The sequence below is a fragment of the Longirhabdus pacifica genome (assembly GCF_004115085.1).
Taxonomy (GTDB): domain Bacteria; phylum Bacillota; class Bacilli; order Paenibacillales; family DSM-105158; genus Longirhabdus; species Longirhabdus pacifica.
In genome coordinates this window covers 51,249-77,257 of sequence record NZ_QXJP01000001.1, presented here as the reverse complement: position 1 = coordinate 77,257, position 26,009 = coordinate 51,249, and the positions used below count along the sequence as shown (strand labels likewise).

The following is a 26,009-nucleotide window of genomic DNA, read 5'->3' as shown; positions in this document are numbered from 1 at the left end:
CTCCCCCTTCCAGACCTATTTTTGTTTTTTATTTATCTTTCAACCATCTCGGAGCGCCTTTATTTTTATCTTTTCGCTTCGATACTTTTTTCTTTATTTGTTTTTGCTGCTCATCTTTTTTCTTTGTCATCTTCACAGCCATTTTCACATCCACTAATTGACCATCAAAGAACGTTTTTTTCGTCGCTTTGAAGCGAAGTTGCTTTTCCATTTTACTCATGATAAACACTTCATCTTGAGCGTATATGGACACAACCACACCTTTCTTGCCCATTCTTCCTGTTCGTCCTGCGCGGTGTACATACTTCGCACTATCCATAGGAGGATCCAGGTTAATAACGAGTTCCACATTCTCTACGTCTAATCCACGTGCTGCAACATCTGTGGCTAGAAGATGCTTTAATGTACCCTCACGAAATTTAGTCATAATTTCGGAACGTTCCTGCTTGTTTTGATCACCATAAATGGATTGAACACGAATGCCTAGACCATTCAATTTACCCGTTAAATCAATGATTCGCTTGTTATCATTAACAAAAATGATGGATTTCTTTGGCTTCATTTTTTGCATAATGGTCCGTAACAAAATATATTTTTTATCCTGCATATACGTAAAGTAAAGGTGTTCTATCGTGTCTGGAATGGTTAAATCTGCTTTTGCACTAATGGAAACAGGGTCCACCATCCAGTTGTCTGCTAAATCAGATATTTCCTCTGTAATCGTTGCGGAAAAGAAAGCCAGTTGACGTTCTTTCAGTGTCGTTTTCAATATGTGCTCGATCACGACCGGAGAGCCCAGTGAGAAAACTTGATCTACTTCATCGATGATGACCGTTTTTATTTCGTGCATTTTTAATTTTTTCAATCGAATTAATTCTAACACTCGACCTGGAGTGCCTACTACAATTTGCGGGTGTTCTTTCAATTTATCTACTTGCCTAGATAAGTTGGCCCCACCTATAGCAGCAAGTCCCTTTACCTCATAGGATGGTTCCATATGAAATGATTCGATAACCTTGACTACTTGAACTGCTAATTCCCTTGTAGGAACAATAACTAAAGCTTGCGGATACTTCACATTTTCTTTTAACTTACTTAGAATAGGAAGTAAGTAAGCTAACGTTTTTCCCGTTCCTGTGTGTGACTCAGCCACAATATCTTGTCCATTCGTTAGTAATGGAATGGCTTTATGTTGAATCTCTGTAGGTTCATTTATTTGCATTTGTTCCAATGCACCTAAAATAGATTCGTTCTGAATGTACTGCTTAAAATTCATAAAATGTAACCTCTCTCATTGAATGTCGCTTTTTTCATTATAATCGTTACTATGAAATAACACAAAACATTCCTTTATCGTATTTATTTTTGACGAATAACTTGTGCATAAGATAGACTAATAGCATATACATAAGTGGAAAAAAATCTTTCCATAATGAAATAGTATAGAATAGGAGCTGTGTTTGATGGATCAACAATTTAAAGATCAGTTCGAAGGTTTATTTCAAAAATATACGGAACTTCTTACAGGACAAGAATCACCTGAAGCGATAGAAAAAGTGAAAATATGGAGTATGTATAACCATATACACAAAACCATGCCCGCCTTAACTTCACATTGGGTGAAAGAATTTCCAGAAGCAAAAACTCAGGTACGACAGATTTTTGAAGAAGTGAAACAATGGAACAATACGAAAGATGAAAAAAAATAAGTTTTTTCAATCATCATCCATAATATATATAAGATGAAGAAATGATTTAATACAAGTTTACGTCTCAGTAGCCAGGCGTAAAGGTTATGATGTTGAGATTTCTTCATCTTATACATAGCGGTAATAAGTTGGTTGAACAAGTTCATTCAACTTATATAGCATGTCATGAATGCACAACGTTTATCCACTTAACAAGTACAAATTCAAATAAATGTAAAGCCACGTGCATAAAAGACATAACCTACTGAAATGTGCAACGATAACAGGGAATTTGTTATCGTTTTTTATTTGCTTATTTCCAAAGAAATGTTTTATAATAACACCATAACCTACAAAAAAAATTTATCTTAATTATAAATTCTACCTACCATGGGAGAGGATGCAGGTGAATATAAATCAATTGGAAACGTTCGTTGCTATTTCAAAAACGATGAGTTTCCGAAAAGCAGGGGAAGCGCTAAATTTAACACAACCTGCTGTTTCTGCACAAATTAAAAGTTTAGAGGATGAATTTCAAACCGTATTAGTAGACAGAAACCAACCCGTAACTTTAACAGAGAGCGGAGACATTTTTTTAGAACAAGCAATGAATATATTACAAATTGTAGATGAGTTAAAAGAAAAAATTGCCGATTTACAGCAATCACCTCAGGGGCATATTCATTTAGGTACTACCACTTCCATAGCCATGCAAATATTACCTCGTGTACTTACATATTTTCAAAATCAATTCCCTAAAATCAAGACCACTATACACTCCATGACATCAGAGCAAATCATCTCTAGTGTTGAACAAGGTACCATTGATATTGGCATCGCTTTTTTATTTGAAGAGAATCCTTCTTTTAATTCATCTATTTTGTATTACGATCATTTTGAACTTGTCGTTTCTCCTCAACATCCCTTAGCATCACAAACTTCAATATCTATTGGATCACTGAGTGACTTGCCTATGATTATGTTGTCACAAGAAACAGCAGGTAGAAAATTTGTAGATCAAATTTTAGAAAAATTTTCTATACGTCCCCATATGCTAATGGAATTGTCTAGCAGTGAAGAAGTAAAACGGATGGTAGAATTAAACTTAGGTGCTGCTATTATTTCAAGTTCATCTATCACAAAAGAATTAAAAATGGGCACACTAAAAAAAATTCATATCAATGAATTAAATGAGTCACATCCCGTAAGTGTCTTTTTCAAGTCTGGAAGATATTTAAACTCTGCACTGAAACAATTTTTGAAAGACTTAAAGGGAATGCAGGAATCACAATTTTTAGGATCAGAATAAACATTATATAATGAAGGAGGAGATGGCAATGAAATTTGATTTACACACCCACCATGAGCGATGTGGTCATGCAGATGGAACAATAGAAGACTACATACAATCAGCTATAGAGCAACAATTTGAAGTTATTGGAATATCAGATCACTCTCCTTTTTTCGCTCATATAGAGGAACATGCTTACCCTCATGTTGCTATGGCAAAAAAAGAATTCGCTGCTTATGTGAATGAAGTGCTCCAACTGAAACAAAAATATGAGGATCAAATCACGGTGCTGTTAGGGGTAGAGTCAGATTTTTTCCCTATATCTGCTTCCATCTATAAAGAGCAATACAAAAAATATCCTTTTGATTACATTATCGGTTCTATTCATTCTGTGAATGGCATTAGCATCTTCAATAAGAACCGTTGGAAAAAACTGAGCGAACAGGAGCAAATAGAAGTCAAAGAGCACTACTACGATTTAATTTCATATTCTGCTAAAAGTGGCATGTTCGACATACTAGGTCATATTGACGCTATGAAAGGGTTTTACCCCACTTTTTCTGATTTACCTACCAGTCGGGTAGAGGACACATTAAAAACGATTGGAGATTGTGAAGTTGCGATCGAAGTCAATACATCGGGAAAAACAAAAGATGTAGGCGGATGGTATCCATCCCATGACATTTTAGAAAAAGCTTTGTTCTATAACGTGGAAGTGTCTTTTGGTTCTGATGCTCACATTCCTTCAAGAGTTGGAGATGATTTCGAACTTGTGAGAGAAAAGTTAAAACAAATCGGGTTTAAACATTGGGTTTATTTTAATCAAAGACAAAAGGTGAAAGTTTCACTTTAAATAAGACAGAAATGACCTATAGTGCATGTAGTGGTGAAGAAAAAGAAGAATATATGATAAGAAAAAGCAAATAACCTGCCTCAAGAGGCAGGTTTTCCATATATATTAGGGGGTCTTCGTAGTTCTATTGTAACTTGCTTATGTTACAGAATGATTACATAATGATATCAGTTTCATTTCAAAACGATAGAAATTTTAAATTGACCTTCTACATTGTGGTGTCATTTTGATTTGTTGTATTTTGTTTTTCTTTCATCCTTTTTGAGCTCAACAATCGATGTAATATACTGGATCTATATTTTTTGAATATAAAATAAATAACACTATATCCTATGACTGCAAAAACAATCCCATTAATAAGGGCACCGATTCCGAATGTTGTAAATAACATCGTAATAAACTTATTCCACAACTCTTGAACATAAGTAATAAAATCAGTCTCTACTGGAACTACATAGTCCCCTTCGTTATAATGCACTTCAGACAAACTCTTCTTATCATTATCTGTATGCGTAAACAAAGAACCAGTAAACACATTCAAATAAAACAATACAGGCCATATAAAGGAGCCTAGTGATGCTGCAATGATAGCTGCTACCACGTTTACTTTAAAAAATCTAGCTATAAAAACGGACATCATCGGACCAATCCCAAACGTTGGCAACCAGCATGGAATAAACCCCAATACAAAACCCATAGCGACTTGATGTGCCCCTTTATTTAGTCTGAATAGTCTAATTAAGTAATATTTCACATATCTTTTCATGCGAGAAAACAGGGAGACATTATGTTTTTTATTTCTCCTCTTCTTCTTCCATTTCATGTTGAGATTGTCCCTTTTCCCTTATTGTTATTTTAGCTGCAACAAGACATGTAAAAACTACAGAGCAAGTTGTACTAATTAAAATCATTATACCATTAAACTATTATATTATTACAGCAATTTCAAAAGAGTGACACCCCAGTAATGGTAGGTATCACTCTTGTTCATGCTGAAACGTATTTACCGTTTTATGTTAAGACGTAAACCATTTCTTCACCATGTGCATCGTCGTATCTTTATTCAATGCAGCGATAGAGGTCGTAAGCGGAATCCCTTTTGGACAAGCTTGTACACAGTTTTGTGAATTACCACAACCTTCTATACCACCGTCACTCATTAATGTATCCAGTCTTTCTTCTTTGTTCATTTCACCCGTTGGGTGCGCATTAAACAATCTAACTTGAGAAAGGGGAGCTGGACCTATGAAACTTGTTTTCTCACTCACATTTGGACAAGCTTCCAAGCAAACACCACAAGTCATACATTTGGACAGTTCATATGCCCACTGTCTTTTGGACTCTGCCATTCTAGGGCCTGGACCTAGATCATACGTACCATCTATTGGTATCCAAGCTTTGACACGTTTTAACGAATCAAACATTCTACCACGATCAATGACGACATCACGTATAACGGGGAATGTTTTCATCGGTTCAATTTTGATGGGTTGTTCTAACTTATCTATTAATGCTGTACATGCTTGACGTGGTTTACCATTAATGACCATGGAACAAGCCCCACATACTTCTTCCAAACAATTAGATTCCCAACATACTGGCGTGGTGTCTTTCCCTTCCGCCGTTTTCGGATTCCGTTGAATCTCCATCAAAGCGCTGATCACATTCATGTTAGGACGGTACGGAATTTCAAATTGTTCATGGTATGCATTAGACTCTGGTGAATCTTGTCTAGTCACGATTAATTTTATCGTTTTGGTTTGCTTTTCCGTCACGCTCATTACTTTTTCGCTCCTTTCTTATCCGAGGTATAGTCTCGCTTACGAGGAGTGATGAGAGAAGTATCCACTTCTTCATAAGAAATTTCTGGTCCATTCGCTGTATGCGAAGCTTTCGTCGTTTTCAAAAACTCTTCATCATTACGTTCTGGGAAGTCTGGCTTGAAATGTGCACCACGACTCTCGTCACGCTTTAAAGCTCCTATCGTTATGACCCTAGCTAACTCGAACATATTCCATAATTGACGAGTAAAGGAAGCACCTTGATTGCTCCATTTCGCTGTATCATGAATGTTAATATTTTTATAGCGTTCCATTAGTTCTTGAATTTTTTCATCTGTTTGCTGTAGGTTTTTATTATATCTTACTACGGTAACGTTATTTGTCATCCACTCACCAAGTTCCTTGTGAAGTTGATATGGATTTTCCGTTCCGTCCATCGATAAGATATCATTGAATTTTTGTTCTTGTTTTGTACGCTCTCTATCATAAACAGCACTAGAAACATCTTCGACTGTTTTATCTAATCCACGCACGTATTCAATCGCCTTCGGTCCTGCAACCATACCACCATAGATGGAAGAGAGCAATGAATTTGCGCCAAGACGATTGGCACCATGGAATTGATAATCAACCTCTCCGGCTGCAAACAAACCTGGAATGTTGGTCATTTGATTGAAATCTACCCAAAGTCCTCCCATAGAATAGTGGACAGCAGGGAAGATTTTCATTGGAATTTTACGAGGATCATCCCCCATGAATTTTTCATAGATCTCGATAATCCCACCCAATTTAACATCTAACTCTCTTGGATCTTTATGTGATAAATCGAGGAAAACCATATTTTCACCGTTTACGCCTAGTTTCAAATCTACACATACATGGAAGATTTCTCGCGTTGCAATATCACGCGGAACTAAGTTACCGTAAGCAGGATATTTTTCTTCTAAGAAGTACCACGGCTTACCATCTTTATACGTCCATACTCTTCCGCCTTCACCACGAGCAGATTCAGACATCAGGCGCAATTTATCATCACCAGGAATAGCGGTTGGATGAATTTGAATGAACTCACCATTTGCGTAGTTTACACCTTGTTGGTACACTGCGCTTGCTGCTGTTCCTGTGTTAATAACAGAGTTTGTAGACTTACCGAAAATAATACCAGGACCACCTGTTGCAAGAATAACAGCGTCCGCAGAAAATGTTTTCACTTCCATATTACGTAGGCTCTGCGCTGCAATACCTCGACAAACTTGATCGTCATCTAGTACCGCAGATACAAATTCCCAATGCTCATATTTCGTTACTAAACCAGCCGTCTCGTACCTACGAACTTGTTCATCTAATGCATAAAGCAACTGTTGTCCAGTGGTCGCTCCAGCAAATGCAGTTCGATGATGTTTCGTTCCACCAAATCTACGGAAATCAAGTAATCCTTCAGCGGTACGATTAAACATAACGCCCATTCTATCCATTAAATGAATAATGCCTGGAGCAGCATCACACATCGCTTTAATCGGAGGTTGGTTTCCTAAGAAGTCTCCACCGTATACCGTATCATCAAAATGTTCCCAAGGAGAATCCCCTTCCCCTTTCGTATTTACTGCACCGTTAATTCCACCTTGCGCACATACAGAATGTGAGCGCTTAACCGGCACAACTGAAAATAGATCCACATGAACGCCTGCTTCTGCCGCTTTTACCGCAGCCATTAAACCTGCTAATCCACCGCCAACGACGATAATTTTATTGTTAGCCATTATTCTACACCCCTTATCCTACATGTGACATCAAGCTTGTCACTGCTGCAAATTCTTCACCCGTAAACGCTACCAAAGTTACAATAAACATGATGGTCAACACAACAAATGCCGTCATCCAAATATAAGTAGAGATACGCTGTGCTTTCGGACCAATGGTAATGCCCCAACTTACTAAGAACGACCACATGCCGTTACAAAAATGGAACACAGCAGCAATAATTCCAATGATATAAATACTAAAGAAAATAGGATTACTCAGCGTCTCATGCATTCGTTGTCCTAGTTGATCATGCGTTACATTTCCTAATGCGACCTGAACACGTGTATCAAAAATATGCCAAGCTACAAATACTAGTGTAATCACACCCGTAATGCGTTGAATAAGAAACATTTTGTTGCGGAAATAACTGAATCGATTCACATTATTGCGAGCTTGATATGCAATATATAACCCGTATACCCCATGATAAAGTAGAGGCAACCATATCCCGAATATTTCTAGCAATAATATAAGCGGTAAAGAATTAATAGATTCTACTTTGTCGTTAAAACTTTCTAGTCCCCCACGGAATGCTTCATAGTTTGTCAGCAAGTGATTGACTAGAAATAACCCTAATGGAATCACGCCCAATAAGGAATGAAGCTTCCTCGAATAAAAAGAATTCAGTTTCATAAGTTTACTTTCCCCCTTGTTCAATACCAGTCCGTTAACTTCATCTACATCCATAAATTATAGCAAATAAAAATGTGAATAAATAAAGTCAAAGTTTTAAACATTTTGTGTCTTTCTTATCATAACGCTTTATGACTTATAATGGAACTGCAATTATATTATAATGTGTTATAACGATTAGTTATAAGAGAAGGGAGTAGTCAGTAAGATGCAAGATGAGATTATATTTTTCAAAGCGGTTGTGGAGCATGGCAGTTTGAATCAGGCTTCTAAAACGCTCAATATTTCACAACCAGCATTGTCACGTAAAATATCTAAGTTAGAAGCAGAACTAGGTGTTACGTTGTTTGAGAGAAAAGGAAAAAAATTAGTGTTAACAGAGATTGGAAAAGTAACCTATGGGTATGCACAACAAATGAGTACATTGCAAAAAAAATTTCATCATGCGCTTGCTGACTATAAGCCAGAATCAAACAACAAACTAACGATAGGAGCAAGCCTAACCACACTTCAATCGACATTCCCAGATTTTATTTCACTTATCATTGCAGATGGATTCCCACTGGATCTAAATGCGCGAACAGGAAAAACACATGAAATACTGAGCCTTGTTAAGGAAGATAGAGTGGATATCGGGATTGTTGCCTCCAATATCGACCATGCTGATTTGCATTGCATACCGATATTTGAAGATAATCTTGCACTTGTAGTTGGAGATAGTCATCCACTCGCTACGTTAAAACAAGGTCATATTCATATGTTAAATGATTTACCTATGGTATTGTTTTCTACCGAATCGATGTACCGAGTTCTCATGGATGAAGTGTTGTTAAAATATGCAGTACATCCTGACATAAGGATGGAAATTGATTCTTTTGAAGCGATTACACGACTTGTCGTAAGCTGCAATTTCGCCACTGTACTTCCACAATCCTATATTAGGAAAATTGCAGGAGATGAACTCATCATTATTCCAATGGAAGAATTGCAACATACAACAAGGACAACATCCCTTATTTATAAAAAAGAGCTGGAACTGTCCAGTGTATTGCTGGAGCGCATCTCACATGCTGCTAGTGTGTTACACAATCGGGTTACTTCATAAGTTCATGTTCAAATCTTTCGATTTGTTTGGGGGAACCGATTAACAAGAGCTTATCTTGCTCGCATAGGACAAAGCTTTGATCTGGCGATACGATAGCATCATTTTTAGTATGAATGGCAACAACGTCACAACCAGATTTATGCAACTTTAGTTCCTCCACTTTTTTTCCGCAGATTTTACTAGGAACCGAAAATTCTGCTATGTTGCAGTTTTTAGATAAACTAATGTAATCCAATGTTTTGGGCTGTACAATTTGATGTGCGATGCGAATGGCAACTTCTTTTTCTGGGTAAATTATTTTGTCTACGCCTATTTTTTCTAATACGCGACCATGCAGTTCAGAAACCGCTTTGGCAACAATTTGTTTCACACCGAGTTCTTTCAATATGATTGCAGCCATAATACCAGCTTGAATATGTTCTCCGATAGACAAGATAGCACAGTCAAAATTAGTAATGCCCAGTGATCTAATGACATCTTCATCTGTAGCATCTGCACTAACGACATGCGTTAGCAACGTACTGTGCTCACTGGCAATATGTTCGTCTAAATCGATGCCAAGCACTTCGTATCCTTGATTAATTAACTCAATCGCTACATTGGAACCGAAGCCACCTAGTCCAATGACGACAAATTGTTTTTGCTTCATTTTTTTCACTCCTGATAGATCTATGTTAGTTAAGAATTAGTTAAGAACATCTTTCATTCCATCGTTGCAATAAAGGGCTTTGTTGAGGCATACTATTATCATGTACGCACCATTAGCAGTATACCATGGCATGCATTTCATTTGCACATATGCATTATACGCTTGCGCCATTAGAATGACATGCAAAGCATGAAAATAGTACAATAATGAAAAATACATGAAAAACCACTGAAATGAAGGAGATTGTATATGTCAGAAAATAAAAGTCCTCGTTATTTAAATGTAATTGAAATTATTTTACCCATTGTTAGTTTTTTCGTTATCTTTATTATTTTGGCACTTCGTACATATAGTATGCTCTCTGATGAAGGGATCGATTTAACGAAAATTGAAGATCAGGACCAATTCAGAGCAGCTCAGAGCCAGTTCATTTCCAAACAAGAAGCAGAGGAAACAGCATCGACCTTCATATCTTCTTATTTTGGCAACACTTCATTACAAATGTCTACGGTATTACAGACCAACCTTCCATTTAGTGCATACATTGCAAAAAATGAACTAACTGGATACCAAAAAGAATACGGTGAATCTTATCCTATTGAATTTTATCAAGTGTTAGTGCAAGATGCAATGTCAAACGATGCCTATCTTGTTCATGTACACATGAATGACAATAATGTAATCGGTTTTAAACAGAAAATGAACGCATTCAGAGATACAAGCGATTTTAACGAAACAGATGCTTTAGCGACTGTAAGAAATTATATGGAGAATAACAACATGACATTTACGGATTGGAAGCTATTCTCCAGTGATCCTGAACAAGGTCAACTTATTTTGGAACATCAAACCACCAATTTTGAAGGTGCTGCGTTATATGCAACGTTTGAAGTGCAGGCAGGGAACATTACAGCATATGAAACTCAATTCGAAGCTCCTAGCACGTTTAAAGCGTGGCTATCTGAAACGTTAGAAGCAAGAGAAAGAGGAGAGTGGATTAATCTTATTGCTTCTTTCTCGTTTTACGTACTTATTATTGTGATGACGATTGTATATCGCAAAGCTATTACGTTTAGAACTGGCATCTTATTATCCATCATCGTCGCCGCGATTTCTATTTTGTACGCATACAATACGTTACCTGCTACATTATCCAGGGTGATAAACGAAACGAATGCCATGGAACTAGCTATTGCAAACCAGCTGATTAATTTGATTTTCTTACTTGTATTGGCTGTCATCACCTACTTTAGTCTTGCAACAGGTCATGGTATGTTGAAAATGCAGCACAAAGAATATTTATGGCCAAAATGGAAAGAAAAAGATTACGGTAAACATGTTTTAACTGCGATGGGAAGAGGATATTTATATTTCCTCATCATTTTTGCCTTCCAGCAACTGTATTTGTATATCGGCACGGAGCAATATGGGGTATGGACGGTGAATGACTTAACACTAACACCGTTTAACATGCTTTACCCTGCACTATTCCCACTGCTAGCATGGATTGCAGCTATATCAGAAGAAGCAGTGTATCGATTATTTGGATTTAATATTTTCAAAAAATGGTTGAAAAGCACGTTCTTAGCAGCACTCATTCCTAGTTTTATCTGGTCACTGGGTCATATCGCTTATCCGATTTTCCCTTGGTACACTAGAGTGATCGAGGTTACATTACTAGGCCTTATTTTCACTTTCATTTACTTAAAGCGTGGGTTCATTACAGCGATTTTTGCACATGCAACGATGGATAGCGTCCTCATGGGATTAAGCTTGATGGCATTAAGCACATCCTATGGTCTCGTTACTTTATTTTACATTGTGTTCCCTGCACTTGTCGGATTTGCGATCTTCTTCGCTCACAAGTGGTTTCGAAAAAATGCTACTCCTCCGGAGCAGCATTCTCAGATGAATCCTGTAAATGATGTTTAATGTTTTTTGCTAAATTCTCACTAATGCCAAGAGGTTTGAAATCTTCGATTTCTGCCTCTTTTATTTTTTTCAATGATCCAAAGTGCTTTAACAACTTCTTTTTTCGCTTCTCCCCGATGCCAGGAATGTCATCTAACTTCGAAGTAAACATATTTTTCGATCTCGTCTGTCGATGAAATGAAATCGCAAACCGATGCACTTCTTCCTGTATACGTTGCAGCAAATAAAACTCTTGACTGTCGCGAGCTAGTGGTACCACTTCGGCCTGCTCACCGATGAGCAGCTGTGCCGTTTTATGCTTGTTGTCTTTGGCAAGTCCCGCAACCGGGATATACAGCCCTAACTCATTTTCAATCACGTCAATAGCGGCGTTCATCTGGGCTTTACCACCATCCACTAAAATGAGATCTGGTAATGTTAGATTTTCTTTTAACACCCGCTCATAACGGCGGCGTATGACTTCGCGCATCGTGCCTACATCATTCGCACCCTGAATCGTTTTCACTTTATATTTCCGATATTCTTTCTTATCTGGTTTTCCTCCTGTAAATACAACCATCGCAGAGACAGGGTTCGTACCTTGGATATTGGAGTTATCAAACGCTTCAATCCGCTCTAGCCCTTCAATGCCTAACGCTACACCTAAATTGTTAATCGCGTGGACCGTTCTTTCTTCATCCCGTTCTATTAAGCGGAATTTCTGTTCTAAAGTCACTTTAGCATTCTCCACAGCCATCTCCATCATTTGCTTTTTCAATCCACGTTTAGGCATATGCACGTTCACATGCAACCATTTGCCCAACATTTCTTTGATTTCTTCTTCTTGCTCCGTTGGTGGCAGCACAATTTCTTTCGGCAATGCCGGATTGTCACTGTAGTACTGGGATACAAAGGAGATAAAATCATCGTATGCATCTCCGTAGTATGGGAAGGTAGAGGCGTGACGCTCCATCATTTTTCCTTGTCTTGCGTATAGTATTTGTATACACATCCAGCCTTTATCTACGGTAAAACCGAAAACATCTCGATCGACAGCATCGGATGTAGTTATCGTTTGTTTTTCCATTAACTCGTCCAAGTGCTTAATTAAATCACGTAACTCACTTGCCCGTTCAAAGTTGAGCTGTTCTGCTGCGTCTTGCATTTTTACCGTTAGCTCTTTTTTGACTTCAAGATGTCCGCCTTTAAGAAAGCGCGTAATTTGTTGCATCATATCTTCGTACGTTTCTGCTGCTATTTCTTTTTCACACGGTGCAATACACTGACCCATGTGATAATACAAACAAACTTTATCTGGCAATGTAACACATTTACGCAGGGGATACAGTCGATCCAACAATTTTTTAGTTTGCTGCGCCCCATAGGCACTCGGATACGGTCCAAAATATTTCCCTTTGTCTTTCACCACTTTACGCGTCACAATTAACCTAGGATGTTTCTCATTCGTGATTTTTATATAGGGATACGTTTTATCGTCTTTCAGCAATACATTGTATCTTGGATGATGCTTTTTAATCAGATTACATTCAAGAATAAGTGCTTCTAAATTACTGCTTGTAACAATATATTCGAAGTCAGCGATAAGACTGACCATCTTCTGTGTCTTCGCATCATGACTGCCTGTAAAATAAGATCGAACGCGATTTTTTAATATTTTTGCTTTGCCCACATAAATAATGACTCCCTGCTCATCCTTCATTAAATAACATCCTGGATGTTGAGGTAAAAGGGCAAGTTTATTGGTGATCATTTGTTTGGTATCCATCGCCATCTTCCTTCACTTGTTTTACTATGACTATATTATATACGATACATGGAATAAGGAAAAAGCCCCCGAAATTTCTTAAGGGGGCTACACCTGACATATAAGATGAAAGACCGTACACAGAAGTGACTTCTTATAGGTTCATCCAGACTAAGACTTACTATAGGACGTCTGCAAAGGTATACGATGTATCTTCAACTTGTATTATGGATAATGAATCATTACATGTGACGACTAATGACTGCCTTCAATGCGTCTTTAGGTTGGAAACCAACAACTTTGTCCACTGGCTCTCCATCTTTAAACAAAATTAATGTCGGTATGCTCATGACACCAAAACGAGATGCCGTTTCTTGATTGTCATCTACGTTTACTTTAGCAATCTTTACATTGTCACCAATTTCTTGATCTATTTCTTCAAGCACGGGTGCAATCATTTTACATGGTCCACACCAAGGTGCCCAAAAATCAACAAGTACAGTTCCTTCTTTTTCTACTTCAACGTTAAAATCCTGGTCGGATACATTTACTATCGCCATGATTGAAACCTCCCTCAGCAACTAATATTCAATAAACAAATTTATTATATCATACTTTTTTGATATTTCATAACCGTACAGTTTTCATGTTTTTTCTGACGTGGTTGTTTGTTACATCGATCTGCAAGATTATTTTAAAGCAGTGACAAGTTACAACGGAGCTTATATTTTTGTAATGATCCCTTGATGTGCATCAATCCTTACCTTATCTCCTTGCTGCAACACTTTTAAAGCGGATGGCACGGATACGATAGCTGGTATACCCGCTTCGCGAGCAAAAATAGCACCGTGTGAAAGGATACCTCCCACTTCTGTGATAATGCCAGCAGCTGTTACTAAGTTGTAAGATAAATGAGGAGTCAACATCGGAGCGACTACGATGGCACCTTCTGGTATATAACTATACGTACTTCGCTCTAAAATATGCTGAATCACATACACTTCACCTTCTGCTATGCCTGGTGATGCTGGAACGCCTGTCCACATTTTCTTTTCTCGGTGAATGAGCGCATCTTGATTTTCATTCCATTGTAAGGTGATTTTCGGATTTTTCTTTTTATTTTGCTCAAATGCCGTTATTCTATGATGTAACTTTATCTGTGTTTGCTGTCCATCGATCCATGATAATAACTCTGCTTCATGCAGATGAAAAATATGTTCTCGCTCTTCTAGCAATCCTTCATCAACTAACCGCTCGCCCATTTGTAGTAAAATAACTCTAATCATCGCTGCACCTTTTTGCAACATGTAATCATCATTTTCTGTTCGTATGAGACTATCACGAAACACAGAAAGCAGACGCGCAAACTCTTCCCTTTTAGAAGCTGGAAGTGCATCACTTATCCTCTGAGCGTGAACATTCCAATCTTCATTGTCTTGACTGTTACCTGTCATAGCAGAGTAAGAAGATTGACTCTCTATTAAATGTAATAACTGTTCTGGTACTTCTTGTAGCATAGGGAGATGGATAGCAGCAGGATGAACCATTTCATAACCGAATTGTTTCATGAACAACTGAAAGTTATGTTCTTCTTTCCATAATGTCACGTTGTTACGGTGTTCATTATGATGTTCAACCGTGTTATCGTAAGTTTTTTTGATTTCTGTTAGTAACGATGCTTTTTGCGCCGTTAAGGTATGTAAATGGGAAGAGAAGAGCGATAATATTTCATCCGTATTACAGTTCTCGCCAAGTGCTTGAACGATTAGCTGCTTTAATGACTGTACTGTTTTCCGTCTAATGATCAACCAATCCCGCTTCATATAAGCCGCTGTAAATTGTCTATTACTTTGTATTGCTTGTCCAAGTCGCTCCCATAACGCTGATAGCGTCATGTCGCTGTAATCTTCTTGTCTAAAGCGATCAAAAATAGGCTCAAACAAAGCTTGAATTTGCTTCCATTCCTCTATTATGTGACTGCTACTATGTGGTGCTTGTTCATCCCTCTTCATAGATTCGTTTTGGAGATCTTTATTACGTTCCATGTTCATTTCACTTAACGTTTTGTTCTCGTTGAGAGGTTCGTGATTGGTCCCATTATGAGCATCACTCTTCCGTTCTGCCGTGGCATGCATTTTAATATAAGGGTAATCATTGACAAACATGGTATCCCATAAAGAAGAGCGAAATAACCCTGCTGGATCTAAATCTTGAATAAGTTGTGCAACGGGTTCAGTGCATTGATCTAGCAAAAACCAAGAGGATAAGTTAACCGTATCCGTTGATACCATTGCGTTGTAATTTGTCGTTACTGGTCTTGCCTGTAGCCAATATAACGTATGTTGCTTGATACAAAATTCCATATCTACCTCATGCTTCAAGAGACGTTTGATATTTTGCACTGTATGTGTAATCTCCTTCATCAACAACGAATCTATATTACCATGTCCGTTTTGCCACTTGCCATTTCTATATTGGGAAGGAGTAACGGCACCATCCACGACCTTTTGACCGCTCCCCTTACTTATTTCTACTATCATATCTTCTATTCCAGTCACTGGATCACATGAAAAAACAACGCCCGCGTTATCTGCTTCTATATATTGTTGTACAATGACAGCCATCTGATGCTGTTCTGAATCAGAGAGCACCACTTCTTTCACTGCCTCAACAAGTTCAAATGGTTCATTAATGATGATCGTTTTGAATTTACCAGCGTATGATTTGTCCTGACTATCTTCCTTTACGGAAGAAGAACGAATAGCCCAACCTGTTTGAGATGTCAATAATGATTGTAGCTGAGAAGTTAACTGTTGTAATTTATTATCTACTTGAGCATCTTCGACCTGAAAAAATACCACAGGAAGCAGTATCCACTTCGGAATGTTTAATCCTATTTCCTCTAGTATTTTTAGATGATACGCTTTGTTGCCCATTGACTGCTTGTCATACGTAAATTTCATTTTTCTTTTCCCTCCTTAATTTCATCCGCATTCATATACAAATTTATACAGTAATTAAATTTTATCATAATATTTTGAATTTTAGTGGTAATAAAATTTTTACTGCACTGTGCATGTAAAAGAAAAAGGACATGAAAAAACCCAAAAGCTAGATTTAAAACTAACTTTTGGGTGTGAATCAGACTGCTAATTAAGAATGACTAATATAAATCCACTTGCCATCGTCACTTACGCCAACAATGCTCGTATTGCCTGTCACGTCTTCTTTTATTACCGTTTCTTGTAATGTATCTGCATTCAACTGGACTAATTTAATATCATCCTCTTCCTTCTTGAGATACACCAATTGATGTGTATTACCAATCCAATGAACGCTTTCGATATGATACTGTTCTGGATCATATTCAGCTACCCTCTTATCTCCTTCATATAAACCTTGTCCGTAATGCCAGGCGAAAACTCCGTCTTCAGACCAATATGGAACGTAAAAATCTGTTGTTAGTTCCTCACTTTCTGGTTGCCATTCATTAAATTCACCGTCTTGCCAACTGTATCGATAGTGATTGACTTCACCGGTATCATACATACTTGTGTACACATATTCACCGTTATCCAAGAATATAACAGGGTTAAGAGCAGTCGTATTAATTAAGACACCTTGTAAAGCTTGTTCAAATTTTGTATATTCATTTGTTGTGACGTTAAACAAAACAAAATCTAAATTTTCTTGGTCTTCATAAGTATCTCCAACAGCCATCATGACAACATTTTGATCTTGGCTTATCATAGCGCCATGTACGTATCCATCAACTTTAATGTTAATTGTATTTTCCAACAAGTCATCGGTTGTAACTGCATTAGCCGAGAAGAAAAATCCAATTGGATTTAGATAGAAGTCTCCTTCCCCTTCATACAAAACCGTTAGATCAGTATGATAGGGTATTACGCTATCATCTTCTATATTGTATAGATCCCCTAGTTGTTTAAAAACTCCATCACATGCATAACAAGTTCTTTCGGAGTACTTCTTCAACAACATGTGCTGATCATCTACCTGTACAGCTCCAATGTATGGTTCCTGCCAATCCGTCAATGCTTCCGTGCTAGATCCATCTACTGATATGCGTGAAATTTGTGTCGCTTCTTGAACACTTACATAGATAGAAGGTGGTGATTGCAGTTCACTTCCCTGCATCGTACACGCACCTTTTACGTTTATTGCATACACGTCTTCATATGCATGCCATTCTTCTTTTTCCGTTACGTCCACAGTGACTTTTAACGCTTGGTCATCGTTCCAAACAAAAGATATGCTGTTCACATTTTCTACGTTGTTTTGCAATGCCTTTTCGACTGAATCTTTATCCATTTCTTCCGCAAATTGAAGTGTATATGTTGTTTCACCATATCCAACAACAGCACTAGTAAATGCAGGCGTTTGTATTAATGGCTCATGATCTAACGTGATTGTAAGTAGTTCCGCTTCTTGTTCTGCCGTTAGATTTTTTTGACATCCTTGCTCTGTCATATCCTCTTGAGCAGGGAGCTCTCTGTCGATAGCCACTACCGTTTCTTCTTCATTTGTTTTGATCGCATTATCTTCTGCCGTACATCCGATAAGCGCCATACTTATCATCGTTGTTATCGCAGCTGTTTTCCATTTCCCCATCTCTTTTAACCTCATCTCCTTATATGTATGATTCAATTATACAATTTAATTAAAAGTTTTAAAAGTAAATTAAAGATGATTGAATTATCTGTTAATAATAGTTTAGTTAAATCCATATATACAGCGATATGGTAATTTTATGATGTACACATGGTATAATAAAATGTAAGATTTTATATAATAATTTAAGGAAAAAGAGGTGGAGTAATGATGCGTATTAAAACGCTCTTCCTGGTATTGATGTTCATGCTCGTGATGTTTACTCACACTTCGACTACTATTTCTTTGAATGATACATATTATACTGCTCTATCAAGTAATGAAAAACATGAGCAAATTGTTAAACCAAAGACATCATCGGCGGTATTAATGGAAATTTCTGAAACGATCAATGATGAAGAACGGAAGACAATAATGGATAAATATAATCTAGAAAATCCAACTACGGATGAAAAGAAATTTTGGATTACAAACTTGAAAAATGCTGATTTTGGAACAAGTTTACAATGGAGTGATCTGCAGCAACTACTCCTGAGCTTGACTCAACCACTCTTCTTTATTGTATGGAAAGTCGTGCATCTCCTCTATGGTCATGGCATTGTTTACAATTTTGTCACCAAATAACCTTTACAATTTCTTTTTTATCTGCGTATACTGAGGTATATGGCTTTTTTCAATTGAGGGGGGATAACAATGAGTGAAACAAACCACGCTAAGTTACATACGAATGAAGAACCTCGTAACGACTTCATCGATGTAGCCCTTGGTTTTGGAGTTACGTTCGGAATTTTCACTGTTGTTTGTATTATTTTTACGATTTTGAATTTATATATTTAAATATAGCTTCAAATATCGTTTGATTTTAGATGGCTAACATACCCTAGGTCATTAAAAAAGATCACCAACTTGGTGATCTTTTTTCGTTGTAGTATTCATAAATGTGCTTCGTATGTTCTATACTATTTTACTTTGTACGAACATCATTATTTACCGCGTTGGTTTTCTCCGCTCACTGTAATGACTTGGACAAAATGTTCAATACGTTCCATTAGTCTTCTTCCTTTTACATCATTTTGCCCTTCTTTATCCGTAAAACAAAAATGTTTTTGTAATCCTTTTAAGTCGTAGTTTGATGTAAAGAAAGTCGGTTTGCGATTCATCCGATAATTTAAAATCGTTCCAATCACATGATCTCGCGCCCACGGATTCAGATTTTCCGCTCCAATGTCATCGAAAACAAGTAGATCCGCTTCTTTCATCGTATCCATCATCTCATTTAGCTTGTCTCCATTTTTCATGACTGTTTTTAAGTCCTCAATCAAATCCGGTACATAAACGATGACACCAGTAAAACCTTCTTTAGCTAGTTCGTTTAACATATATGTCATTAAAAATGTTTTACCCGTTCCAAAATCACCGACTAAATATAATCCTTCACTTTGCAATCCTTGCTGCAATGTTTTAATGACGTAATCGGTAATTTGCTCCACTGCCTTGGATCTTGCACTATCTCGTTCGTAAATTTCACTTACCGTGTAACCACGTTTGATAATATCATCATCTAAGTAGAAACTGCGAATACGTTTGTGTATATTTTTTTGCGTCTGATTAGCAATGTATTTTTTGCAACTCACTTTCTTTTCCACCACTTGTGAAGTTTCCCCAAATGGTTCTACGGTAAGTTGAGTGTAATGACCTTGTAGGTCGTTAGGACATTGATCTAATCCCGGACAAGCACTACAGTGATCATATTCTTTCACCGCTTGATATATACGAGCAAGATGAAGTTGCTGCACTGTATCATCAAATTCTGGGTGTTTCATTTTCAATCGTCGTACGAAGGGGTGATGGTTAAGCTCGGACACAATCTGTTCCATATTTTTTTCCGCCAGCTGTTTATTTGCTAACTGTTTCAATGCTGATCCAATAGATTCCAATCTCTTTTCACCCTCTCCTCTAGTGTTTACGTGTTTATGTTTACGTATCTTTTTGCTTCAACATTTTTTCTAACATTTTTGCTTTTTGTAGTCCTCGTTCATATTCTTCCTCTGACACAGGAGCAGTACTCTCTGCTGTATTCGTATGCATTGCAATTTGAGGCTTTTTATGTTTATTTTTGCTCTGACGGAAGTTGCTTGGTTGATCTTTCTTTCGTTTCCGTTCTGTTTGCAGACGTATATAATCTACTGCTGTTTCGTAGCTAGTGACATCTTTCCCGAGCATATCCGAAACGATAGATTCAATAAAAGGACGATTCCAAGAAAAGTTATTTACTTTTAGGTAATGTATCAGTACGTTCAGTACTTCATCCGGACATTTATAATTGAGATTCAATACAGAAAAGATTTTATATACATGTTCAGGTACCGTACCAGGGAAAAAGTTTTGCAGCACTTTAATATAAGGTTCGTTGCGAAGCATCATATTATACTGTTCCATGCTGCACTTCCCAACTAAGGAAGGGGGCACTTCCAAACAATGTTGTTTCGCTACCGCCACTTCATCTTGATAGTCCAACTGCTTTGCCGTATCGTTTGCTTTCTTTTGATTGAGGTAATAAACCGTGTCTTGCTCTCTTTTATTTTGTTGTGAAAAAATAAGATTTGCCTGTTGCTGCAAGCCATCTAAAAGCAGCATGCCTTCGTTATCAAAAACGCCTTCCTCATCTAGCAATCTACACAACTGTGTCACGCCAATTTGATATTTATTCGCAATATAATTGAGGTCTGCCAGTTGCTCGGGCTTGTACTTTAGTTTTTCAACAAATGGTCTATGCTTGGCATGACGCGGGAAACGCATAATAATGTCCGCATATTGCACATCGTAGTCACTGCTGTTAATCGATGTGGCTTGCTCTGGCTCTCCGATCCCTACTTCTGACAATGCTTGTTCTAGTTCTTCGTCTATCATATTCGAATTTAATTGAAACACTTCATAGAATGGTACAGACAAATTGACTTCATTGCATGTCTTATGTTGTAAACTAGCGTCCACTTCACAACATAATTCTGATTTTAACGCTAGCACTGCGTGTTTGCCTATTTTATCGCGCAAAAGTAACGTAAGATGGTGATTTTTAAAAAATTCATATGGATTCAACGGTGCAAACAAACGATACTCGAAAATTTGCTCTTCATCCTCTACCATCCACTTTTGTGTCGTTTGCAACAGCCCAACCGCTTCTAGTAGTGAAGTTTGCTCTGTCAGCCATTTCCGTCCTCGCTCACTCGGTTCCAATTGCAGTGATAAAAATAGTTTGCGCTGTTGTTCTAGCTTAGAATACCCTAGTTGCTCAGCTGGAATATGTTGAAATAAGAGCATGTATGTACTTATCGCATACGCTCCGATCATAGGCTGGTATAAATGATTTAATAGTTTATAATCCATACTGCTGAGAGAAAAATCACGAAATATGTAAAAACGATGATTTTCCGTGAAATGAAACATGTTAGATATTCTCACTAAAAAACACCTTTCCGGTTCAAAATGATATGTTCCATTTTAACATAATGGAGCATGGTTGCCGAAACTAAAAAATTGGAATTGCACACTTTTAACGACGATAGTAATCAAATACGTCCTTTTTCTTACAGTTTGCGATGTATTTCAACAGCTAAAAAAACTCCCTATGACCATCAACCATAATAGGATGGATAATAAGGAGTACGCATTTTTATTTTATTTTCTATTGCACACTATCATCTCTTAAGCTTGATCACTTTTGAAACGATTGCTTTTAAAATAGCATGCATGCTTAACATGCATGATTAAAACATTTTGTAGCCTTTCACGCGAAGCGTTTTAATCGCTTGCCCACTAATAAATGCTCCAAGAATACCTGCTATTGCAACGAGATAATCAATAAATTGAAATGCCAACAAGTTATCGGAAAATTGTATAGCACCGTCCCATCTCCAGAATACGACGACAGGTAATAAAACAAACATGAATAAATATAAAGGCAACCACGTTGTCTTAATTAGCATATTTAATATAAATCCTATTCCGAACATTAACACGAAAAATAAGGTAAAAAGTATCGGTAATTGAATTAAACTTACTTGACTCATCTTTAACCCTCCTTTATAAATAACAGTCCATTCCAGATTAGATACAAAACATATTGACTGTCATAAAGGGATGCTGCGCTGTAATCTGATCATAACATCCGTATCATATGCAATAGTATTTAGATTGTAGCTTTAAAAAACCGTTTTCACTTCAACTTTATAATAAGTTGACTAAAAAAATTCATTCAACTTATATATAAGATAAAGAAATGATAGAATAAACATTTACGCCTCAGTTGCCAGGCGTAAAGGTTGTGGTATGAAATTTCTTCATCTTATGAATAGTGGTAATAAGTTGACTAAAAAAATTCATTCAACTTATATATAAGATAAAGAAATGATAAAATACAAGTTTACGCCTCAGTTGCCAGGCGTAAAGGTTGTAATATGAAATTTCTTCATCTTATGAATAGTGGTAATAAGTTGACTAAAAAAATTCATTCAACTTATATATAAGATAAAGAAATGATAAAATACAAGTTTACGCCTCAGTTGCCAGGCGTAAAGGTTGTAATATGAAATTTCTTCATCTTATGAATAGTGGTAATAAGTTGACTAAAAAAATTTATTCAACTTATATAGTAGTAGTTTTTCACTTTAAAGTCAATGTAGAACGGGGGCAAGTGTAGCACTAGATATGCTGAATATGATAAGATAAAAAAGAATATAAAATAAGACAGGTATAGGGTAACCGTGTTGTTTGCTAAACCCATTTGGCAAACATGATAAAAAAGGAGATGAAGTTAGTGAGTGAAGCTGTTGAAACGTTAGACGGTTGGTATGCCCTCCATGATTTTCGCCACATTGACTGGCAGGCATGGAATATGGCAAGCGAAGAAGTTAAAAACAAAGCATTAGATGAGTTATCTACTTTCATAGACACGTGGACTACAGCAGAAGAAAATAAAATTGGTAGTACAGCTATGTACAACATTGTTGGCCAAAAAGCAGATGTGATGTTCATGCACTTACGTGAAACGATGGATGAATTAGCTGAGATTGAAAATGCTTTTAATAAGTCATTGATTGCGTCTTTCTTTATCCCTGCGCATTCCTACGTTTCTATTGTAGAATTAAGCAGTTATATGGCTTCTCCTGATAAAGATCCAATGGAGGACCCTGCTATTTTAGCTAGATTAAAACCAACATTGCCAAAAGCAAAACATGTTTGTTTCTATCCAATGAATAAAAGACGCGAAGGCCAAGATAATTGGTACATGCTCGGTATGGAACGAAGAAGAGCGCTCATGCGTAGCCATAGTTTAATCGGTAGAAAATATGCAGGCAAAGTAAAACAAATCATTACAGGATCTGTCGGTTTTGATGATTGGGAATGGGGCGTTACGTTATTCGCAGAAGACCCATTGCAATTTAAAAAGCTAGTGTATGAAATGAGATTTGATGAGGTAAGTGCACGTTACGGTGAATTTGGTGAATTCCTTGTCGGAAACTTGCTGACAAAAGAGAAGTTAACTGAACTCATGTAATAACCATAGAGAAGCAAAAAAATAAGCTACTCCAAGCTAATTCCTTTGCGAAGGAATAACACGGAGTAGCTATTTTTTTATTCTTCTAATCATCCTTTTTTACGAAGAAAGGAAAACTCGTTTCTTTCCTTCGAAAATAAATACCTATCATTTTATTATTCTAAACTCATATATCTAATCATTGCTGTATAGGGGGATTCATAGTTTTGCCGCTTTTTTGATAAATTCAATTATTCCCAATAATTGTTTTGTTTTTTAAAATGCATTTGCATATAATCAATGATGTTAATCGGAAGATCGTTCATATCATGCAGAAAGGAGGAATAACTCATGACAAATTCAAGAGTAATGAAATGGGTAACTGGAGGGTTAGAAGCAGTGCTTGCCATTCCTTTTATTGGAGCCTTAATTATTATAGGATTTAGCTGGACACCATTAGTGGTGATGCTAGTTTTACACATTGTTACACTCGCCTTGTCTTCCCAAAATAGAGAAGGAATAACTGGCAGCGTGCTAGGTATTATAACTTCTTGTATTGGTTGGATACCTTTTGTAGGTTGGATTATGCATGTATTGACCGCCACTTTTTTAATGATAAGTGCGTCCACACCATCAACGAAGCCTATGAATAGATCAACATTTTAATACATACGATTAAACTATTACACAAAACATATTAACTATACAGGTGCGAAAGACATAACATATTCGAAATGAGTTTCTTTTAAGAGCAATAAAAGGAAGCGAGTGTCATCGCTTCCTTTTTTTCATTACATATTGTGCTGTTATGAAGTAGATCTTGTTTCCTTCAAGTATGCTTCTGTATCCCGATCACGCTGCCTGCTTTTTTCTTTCAACCGTTCTATGGCAGGTTGCACGAGTGTATCTATTTCTTTTTGAACCGTATACACCAAATCGTACTGTTTTTGACTTTCTAAATAATGACCTACTTCCATTAATGCATTGTAACGATCTAGTTCATCTCTTGTAAGAAGTCCTCTTACTTGTACACTTGCATGTCTCATGCCACTTCACCTTCCTTGTTAGCTGACCTTAGCCAAAGAAGCGACCTTTTTTCACTACGAGTGGAACGCCTCCAATAATGAACAAGTAGCGATTATCAATCACTTTCTTCATCTGTGCTGCGGACCAACCTTTTAATTTCTTTTTACCCACGATACCAATCGCTTCTCCTTTACCTAAAGAAGCAACGGTTCCTTTGATTTCAGGTTTGAATGTTGTCAATGAATGATTTCCGATTGTGGAAATAATGTTGCTTGCACAATTTACTCCTTGTTGCATTGCAATTTGTGCAGTCGGCGGGAATGGTCTTCCTTCATCATTAAAGATCAGTGCATTATCGCCAATAACAAAAATATTTTCGTGTCCAGGTACTCTTAAATATTCATCGACTTTTACACGTCCGCGCATGACTTCAATACCAGCTTCTTCTAACATGTGGTTGCCTCGAATACCACCTGTCCATACGATCGTTCTTGCTTTTATTTCTTCATTTTCACCAATAATAACGCCGTCTTCTTTGCATTCTTTAATCGCAACACCTATTTTGAACTCGACACCTTTGTTTTTTAACACTTCCATACCGTACTCCACTAATTCAGGATCAAAACCTGGTAAAGCTGTCGGAGCTGCCTCTACGTTGTAAATCTTCACTTCTTTCGGATCTACATTAAAACGCTCACATAGTTCAGGTAAACGGTCAGCAAGCTCTCCTACGAACTCAATGCCTGTGAAGCCTGCTCCACCCACGACAAAGGTAATACGATCTTTCTGTGTTTCATCATTTTTATATTTTGCGAATTGGTATTCAATATGTTCACAAATCAGGTTAACACTGTTAATGCTGCGGATCATGAATGCATTTTCTTTCATTCCTGGAATGCCAAATGTTTCAGGCTCTCCACCTAAACCAAATACTAAATAATCGTAATGTAATGTTTCGTTATCCAATTGTATTTTCTTGTCTTCCACACTAATGGAATGAACGGTAGATTTTATAAACTTTATTTTCATTTCATCAATTATACTGCTTATTTTTACTTTTGCATTCTCTGGATGATCTGTACCTGCAGCTGGCATATGAAGATGTGTCGTAATATAGTGGTAGTCGTGCTTGTTTACAAGTGTCACTTCTGCTTCATTAAAATTCAATTGTTTTTGCAATTTTTGTGCGGTTAAGATACCAGCATAACCTGCCCCAAGAATGACGATTTTAGGTATAGCATTACTCATTTGTAACTACCCTTTCTTTTGGTGAATTTATTAAATTTATGATTTATAAAAAAGGTAAATCAACATGACTTATTCTCTGTTCTCATTA

24 protein-coding genes are annotated in these 26,009 nt (G+C 37.0%); 9 read left to right on the top strand and 15 right to left on the bottom strand.

Annotated elements, in window-relative coordinates; all coding sequences use genetic code 11:
* Positions 1-28: 28 nt before the first annotated feature.
* Entirely contained in the window at positions 29-1,276 is a 1,248-nt protein-coding gene (locus tag D1Z92_RS00405) for a DEAD/DEAH box helicase (RefSeq protein WP_128893667.1), read from the bottom strand.
* A 187-nt stretch (positions 1,277-1,463) separates the two neighbouring features.
* On the opposite strand from D1Z92_RS00405, the gene D1Z92_RS00400 reads away from it, so the two are divergent.
* The 3 genes from D1Z92_RS00400 to D1Z92_RS00390 all read left to right on the top strand — a co-directional run bounded on the left by D1Z92_RS00400 (position 1,464) and on the right by D1Z92_RS00390 (position 3,832).
* Positions 1,464-1,709 carry a DUF2573 family protein gene (locus D1Z92_RS00400; protein WP_128893666.1) on the top strand — a complete coding sequence of 82 codons (246 nt, stop codon included), beginning with the start codon at positions 1,464-1,466 and terminating at the stop codon, positions 1,707-1,709.
* A 385-nt stretch (positions 1,710-2,094) separates the two neighbouring features.
* Positions 2,095-2,997, top strand: coding sequence for a LysR family transcriptional regulator (locus tag D1Z92_RS00395; RefSeq protein ID WP_128893665.1), 903 nt, complete (start codon positions 2,095-2,097; stop codon positions 2,995-2,997).
* Between the two features lie 28 nt (positions 2,998-3,025).
* On the top strand, positions 3,026-3,832 hold the full coding sequence (locus D1Z92_RS00390) for a histidinol-phosphatase (RefSeq protein WP_128893664.1): 807 nt from the start codon (positions 3,026-3,028) through the stop codon (positions 3,830-3,832).
* Positions 3,833-4,040: 208 nt separating this feature from the next.
* Here the strand turns inward: D1Z92_RS00390 and D1Z92_RS00385 are convergent, their stop codons facing one another.
* The 4 genes from D1Z92_RS00385 to D1Z92_RS00370 form a co-directional block, all read right to left on the bottom strand.
* On the bottom strand, positions 4,041-4,655 hold the full coding sequence (locus D1Z92_RS00385; RefSeq protein ID WP_128893663.1) for a DUF2062 domain-containing protein: 615 nt from the start codon (positions 4,653-4,655) through the stop codon (positions 4,041-4,043).
* Between the two features lie 193 nt (positions 4,656-4,848).
* Positions 4,849-5,613: a succinate dehydrogenase iron-sulfur subunit gene (gene sdhB / locus D1Z92_RS00380; protein ID WP_128893662.1), complete on the bottom strand. Its 765-nt coding sequence runs from the start codon at positions 5,611-5,613 to the stop codon at positions 4,849-4,851.
* Complete coding sequence (gene sdhA, locus D1Z92_RS00375; protein WP_128893661.1) at positions 5,613-7,373, bottom strand: succinate dehydrogenase flavoprotein subunit; 1,761 nt, start codon at positions 7,371-7,373, stop codon at positions 5,613-5,615. The genes sdhB and sdhA overlap by 1 nt, the downstream gene beginning before the upstream one ends.
* A 13-nt stretch (positions 7,374-7,386) precedes the next feature.
* Positions 7,387-8,049, bottom strand: a complete 663-nt coding sequence (locus D1Z92_RS00370; protein WP_128893660.1) for a succinate dehydrogenase cytochrome b558 subunit — start codon at positions 8,047-8,049, stop codon at positions 7,387-7,389.
* 208 nt (positions 8,050-8,257) lie between these two features.
* Here D1Z92_RS00370 and D1Z92_RS00365 point away from each other — a divergent pair, with 208 nt between their 5' ends.
* Positions 8,258-9,154, top strand: coding sequence for a LysR family transcriptional regulator (locus D1Z92_RS00365; protein ID WP_128893659.1), 897 nt, complete (start codon positions 8,258-8,260; stop codon positions 9,152-9,154).
* Here D1Z92_RS00365 and D1Z92_RS00360 read toward each other — a convergent pair.
* Positions 9,144-9,803: a potassium channel family protein gene (locus D1Z92_RS00360; RefSeq protein WP_128893658.1), complete on the bottom strand. Its 660-nt coding sequence runs from the start codon at positions 9,801-9,803 to the stop codon at positions 9,144-9,146. The two genes, D1Z92_RS00365 and D1Z92_RS00360, sit on opposite strands and share 11 nt — an antisense overlap.
* A gap of 249 nt (positions 9,804-10,052) precedes the next feature.
* On the opposite strand from D1Z92_RS00360, the gene D1Z92_RS00355 reads away from it, so the two are divergent.
* On the top strand, positions 10,053-11,735 hold the full coding sequence (locus D1Z92_RS00355) for a CPBP family intramembrane glutamic endopeptidase (protein WP_128893657.1): 1,683 nt from the start codon (positions 10,053-10,055) through the stop codon (positions 11,733-11,735).
* On the opposite strand, the gene uvrC is transcribed toward D1Z92_RS00355, so the two are convergent.
* The 4 genes from uvrC to D1Z92_RS00335 all read right to left on the bottom strand — a co-directional run bounded on the left by uvrC (position 11,686) and on the right by D1Z92_RS00335 (position 18,111).
* Positions 11,686-13,500 (bottom strand): excinuclease ABC subunit UvrC, encoded by a 1,815-nt coding sequence (gene uvrC, locus D1Z92_RS00350; RefSeq protein WP_128893656.1) that lies wholly within the window; start codon positions 13,498-13,500, stop codon positions 11,686-11,688. The genes D1Z92_RS00355 and uvrC overlap by 50 nt on opposite strands.
* Positions 13,501-13,721: 221 nt before the next feature.
* Entirely contained in the window at positions 13,722-14,039 is a 318-nt protein-coding gene (gene trxA, locus D1Z92_RS00345; RefSeq protein WP_128893655.1) for a thioredoxin, read from the bottom strand.
* A 162-nt stretch (positions 14,040-14,201) separates the two neighbouring features.
* On the bottom strand, positions 14,202-16,442 hold the full coding sequence (locus tag D1Z92_RS00340; RefSeq protein WP_128893654.1) for a PEP/pyruvate-binding domain-containing protein: 2,241 nt from the start codon (positions 16,440-16,442) through the stop codon (positions 14,202-14,204).
* 190 nt (positions 16,443-16,632) lie between these two features.
* Positions 16,633-18,111: a hypothetical protein gene (locus D1Z92_RS00335; RefSeq protein WP_128893653.1), complete on the bottom strand. Its 1,479-nt coding sequence runs from the start codon at positions 18,109-18,111 to the stop codon at positions 16,633-16,635.
* 207 nt (positions 18,112-18,318) lie between these two features.
* Here D1Z92_RS00335 and D1Z92_RS00330 point away from each other — a divergent pair, with 207 nt between their 5' ends.
* Positions 18,319-18,735 (top strand): hypothetical protein, encoded by a 417-nt coding sequence (locus tag D1Z92_RS00330; protein ID WP_128893652.1) that lies wholly within the window; start codon positions 18,319-18,321, stop codon positions 18,733-18,735.
* A 69-nt stretch (positions 18,736-18,804) separates the two neighbouring features.
* Positions 18,805-18,948, top strand: coding sequence for a YqzM family protein (locus D1Z92_RS00325; RefSeq protein ID WP_128893651.1), 144 nt, complete (start codon positions 18,805-18,807; stop codon positions 18,946-18,948).
* A gap of 146 nt (positions 18,949-19,094) precedes the next feature.
* On the opposite strand, the gene dnaI is transcribed toward D1Z92_RS00325, so the two are convergent.
* The 3 genes from dnaI to D1Z92_RS00310 all read right to left on the bottom strand — a co-directional run bounded on the left by dnaI (position 19,095) and on the right by D1Z92_RS00310 (position 22,181).
* Entirely contained in the window at positions 19,095-20,048 is a 954-nt protein-coding gene (gene dnaI / locus D1Z92_RS00320) for a primosomal protein DnaI (protein WP_128893650.1), read from the bottom strand.
* A gap of 40 nt (positions 20,049-20,088) precedes the next feature.
* Entirely contained in the window at positions 20,089-21,573 is a 1,485-nt protein-coding gene (locus D1Z92_RS00315) for a replication initiation and membrane attachment family protein (protein WP_128893649.1), read from the bottom strand.
* A 305-nt stretch (positions 21,574-21,878) separates the two neighbouring features.
* Entirely contained in the window at positions 21,879-22,181 is a 303-nt protein-coding gene (locus D1Z92_RS00310) for a YuiB family protein (RefSeq protein WP_128893648.1), read from the bottom strand.
* Between the two features lie 746 nt (positions 22,182-22,927).
* Here D1Z92_RS00310 and hemQ point away from each other — a divergent pair.
* Together hemQ and D1Z92_RS00300 are read left to right on the top strand one after the other, a co-directional pair.
* On the top strand, positions 22,928-23,668 hold the full coding sequence (gene hemQ, locus D1Z92_RS00305; RefSeq protein WP_128893647.1) for a hydrogen peroxide-dependent heme synthase: 741 nt from the start codon (positions 22,928-22,930) through the stop codon (positions 23,666-23,668).
* Between the two features lie 330 nt (positions 23,669-23,998).
* Positions 23,999-24,313 (top strand): hypothetical protein, encoded by a 315-nt coding sequence (locus D1Z92_RS00300; RefSeq protein ID WP_128893646.1) that lies wholly within the window; start codon positions 23,999-24,001, stop codon positions 24,311-24,313.
* A 140-nt stretch (positions 24,314-24,453) separates the two neighbouring features.
* Here D1Z92_RS00300 and D1Z92_RS00295 read toward each other — a convergent pair whose 3' ends face one another.
* Positions 24,454-24,693 (bottom strand): hypothetical protein, encoded by a 240-nt coding sequence (locus D1Z92_RS00295; protein ID WP_128893645.1) that lies wholly within the window; start codon positions 24,691-24,693, stop codon positions 24,454-24,456.
* A 28-nt stretch (positions 24,694-24,721) separates the two neighbouring features.
* Positions 24,722-25,921, bottom strand: a complete 1,200-nt coding sequence (locus D1Z92_RS00290) for an NAD(P)/FAD-dependent oxidoreductase (protein WP_128893644.1) — start codon at positions 25,919-25,921, stop codon at positions 24,722-24,724.
* Positions 25,922-26,009: the final 88 nt, after the last annotated feature.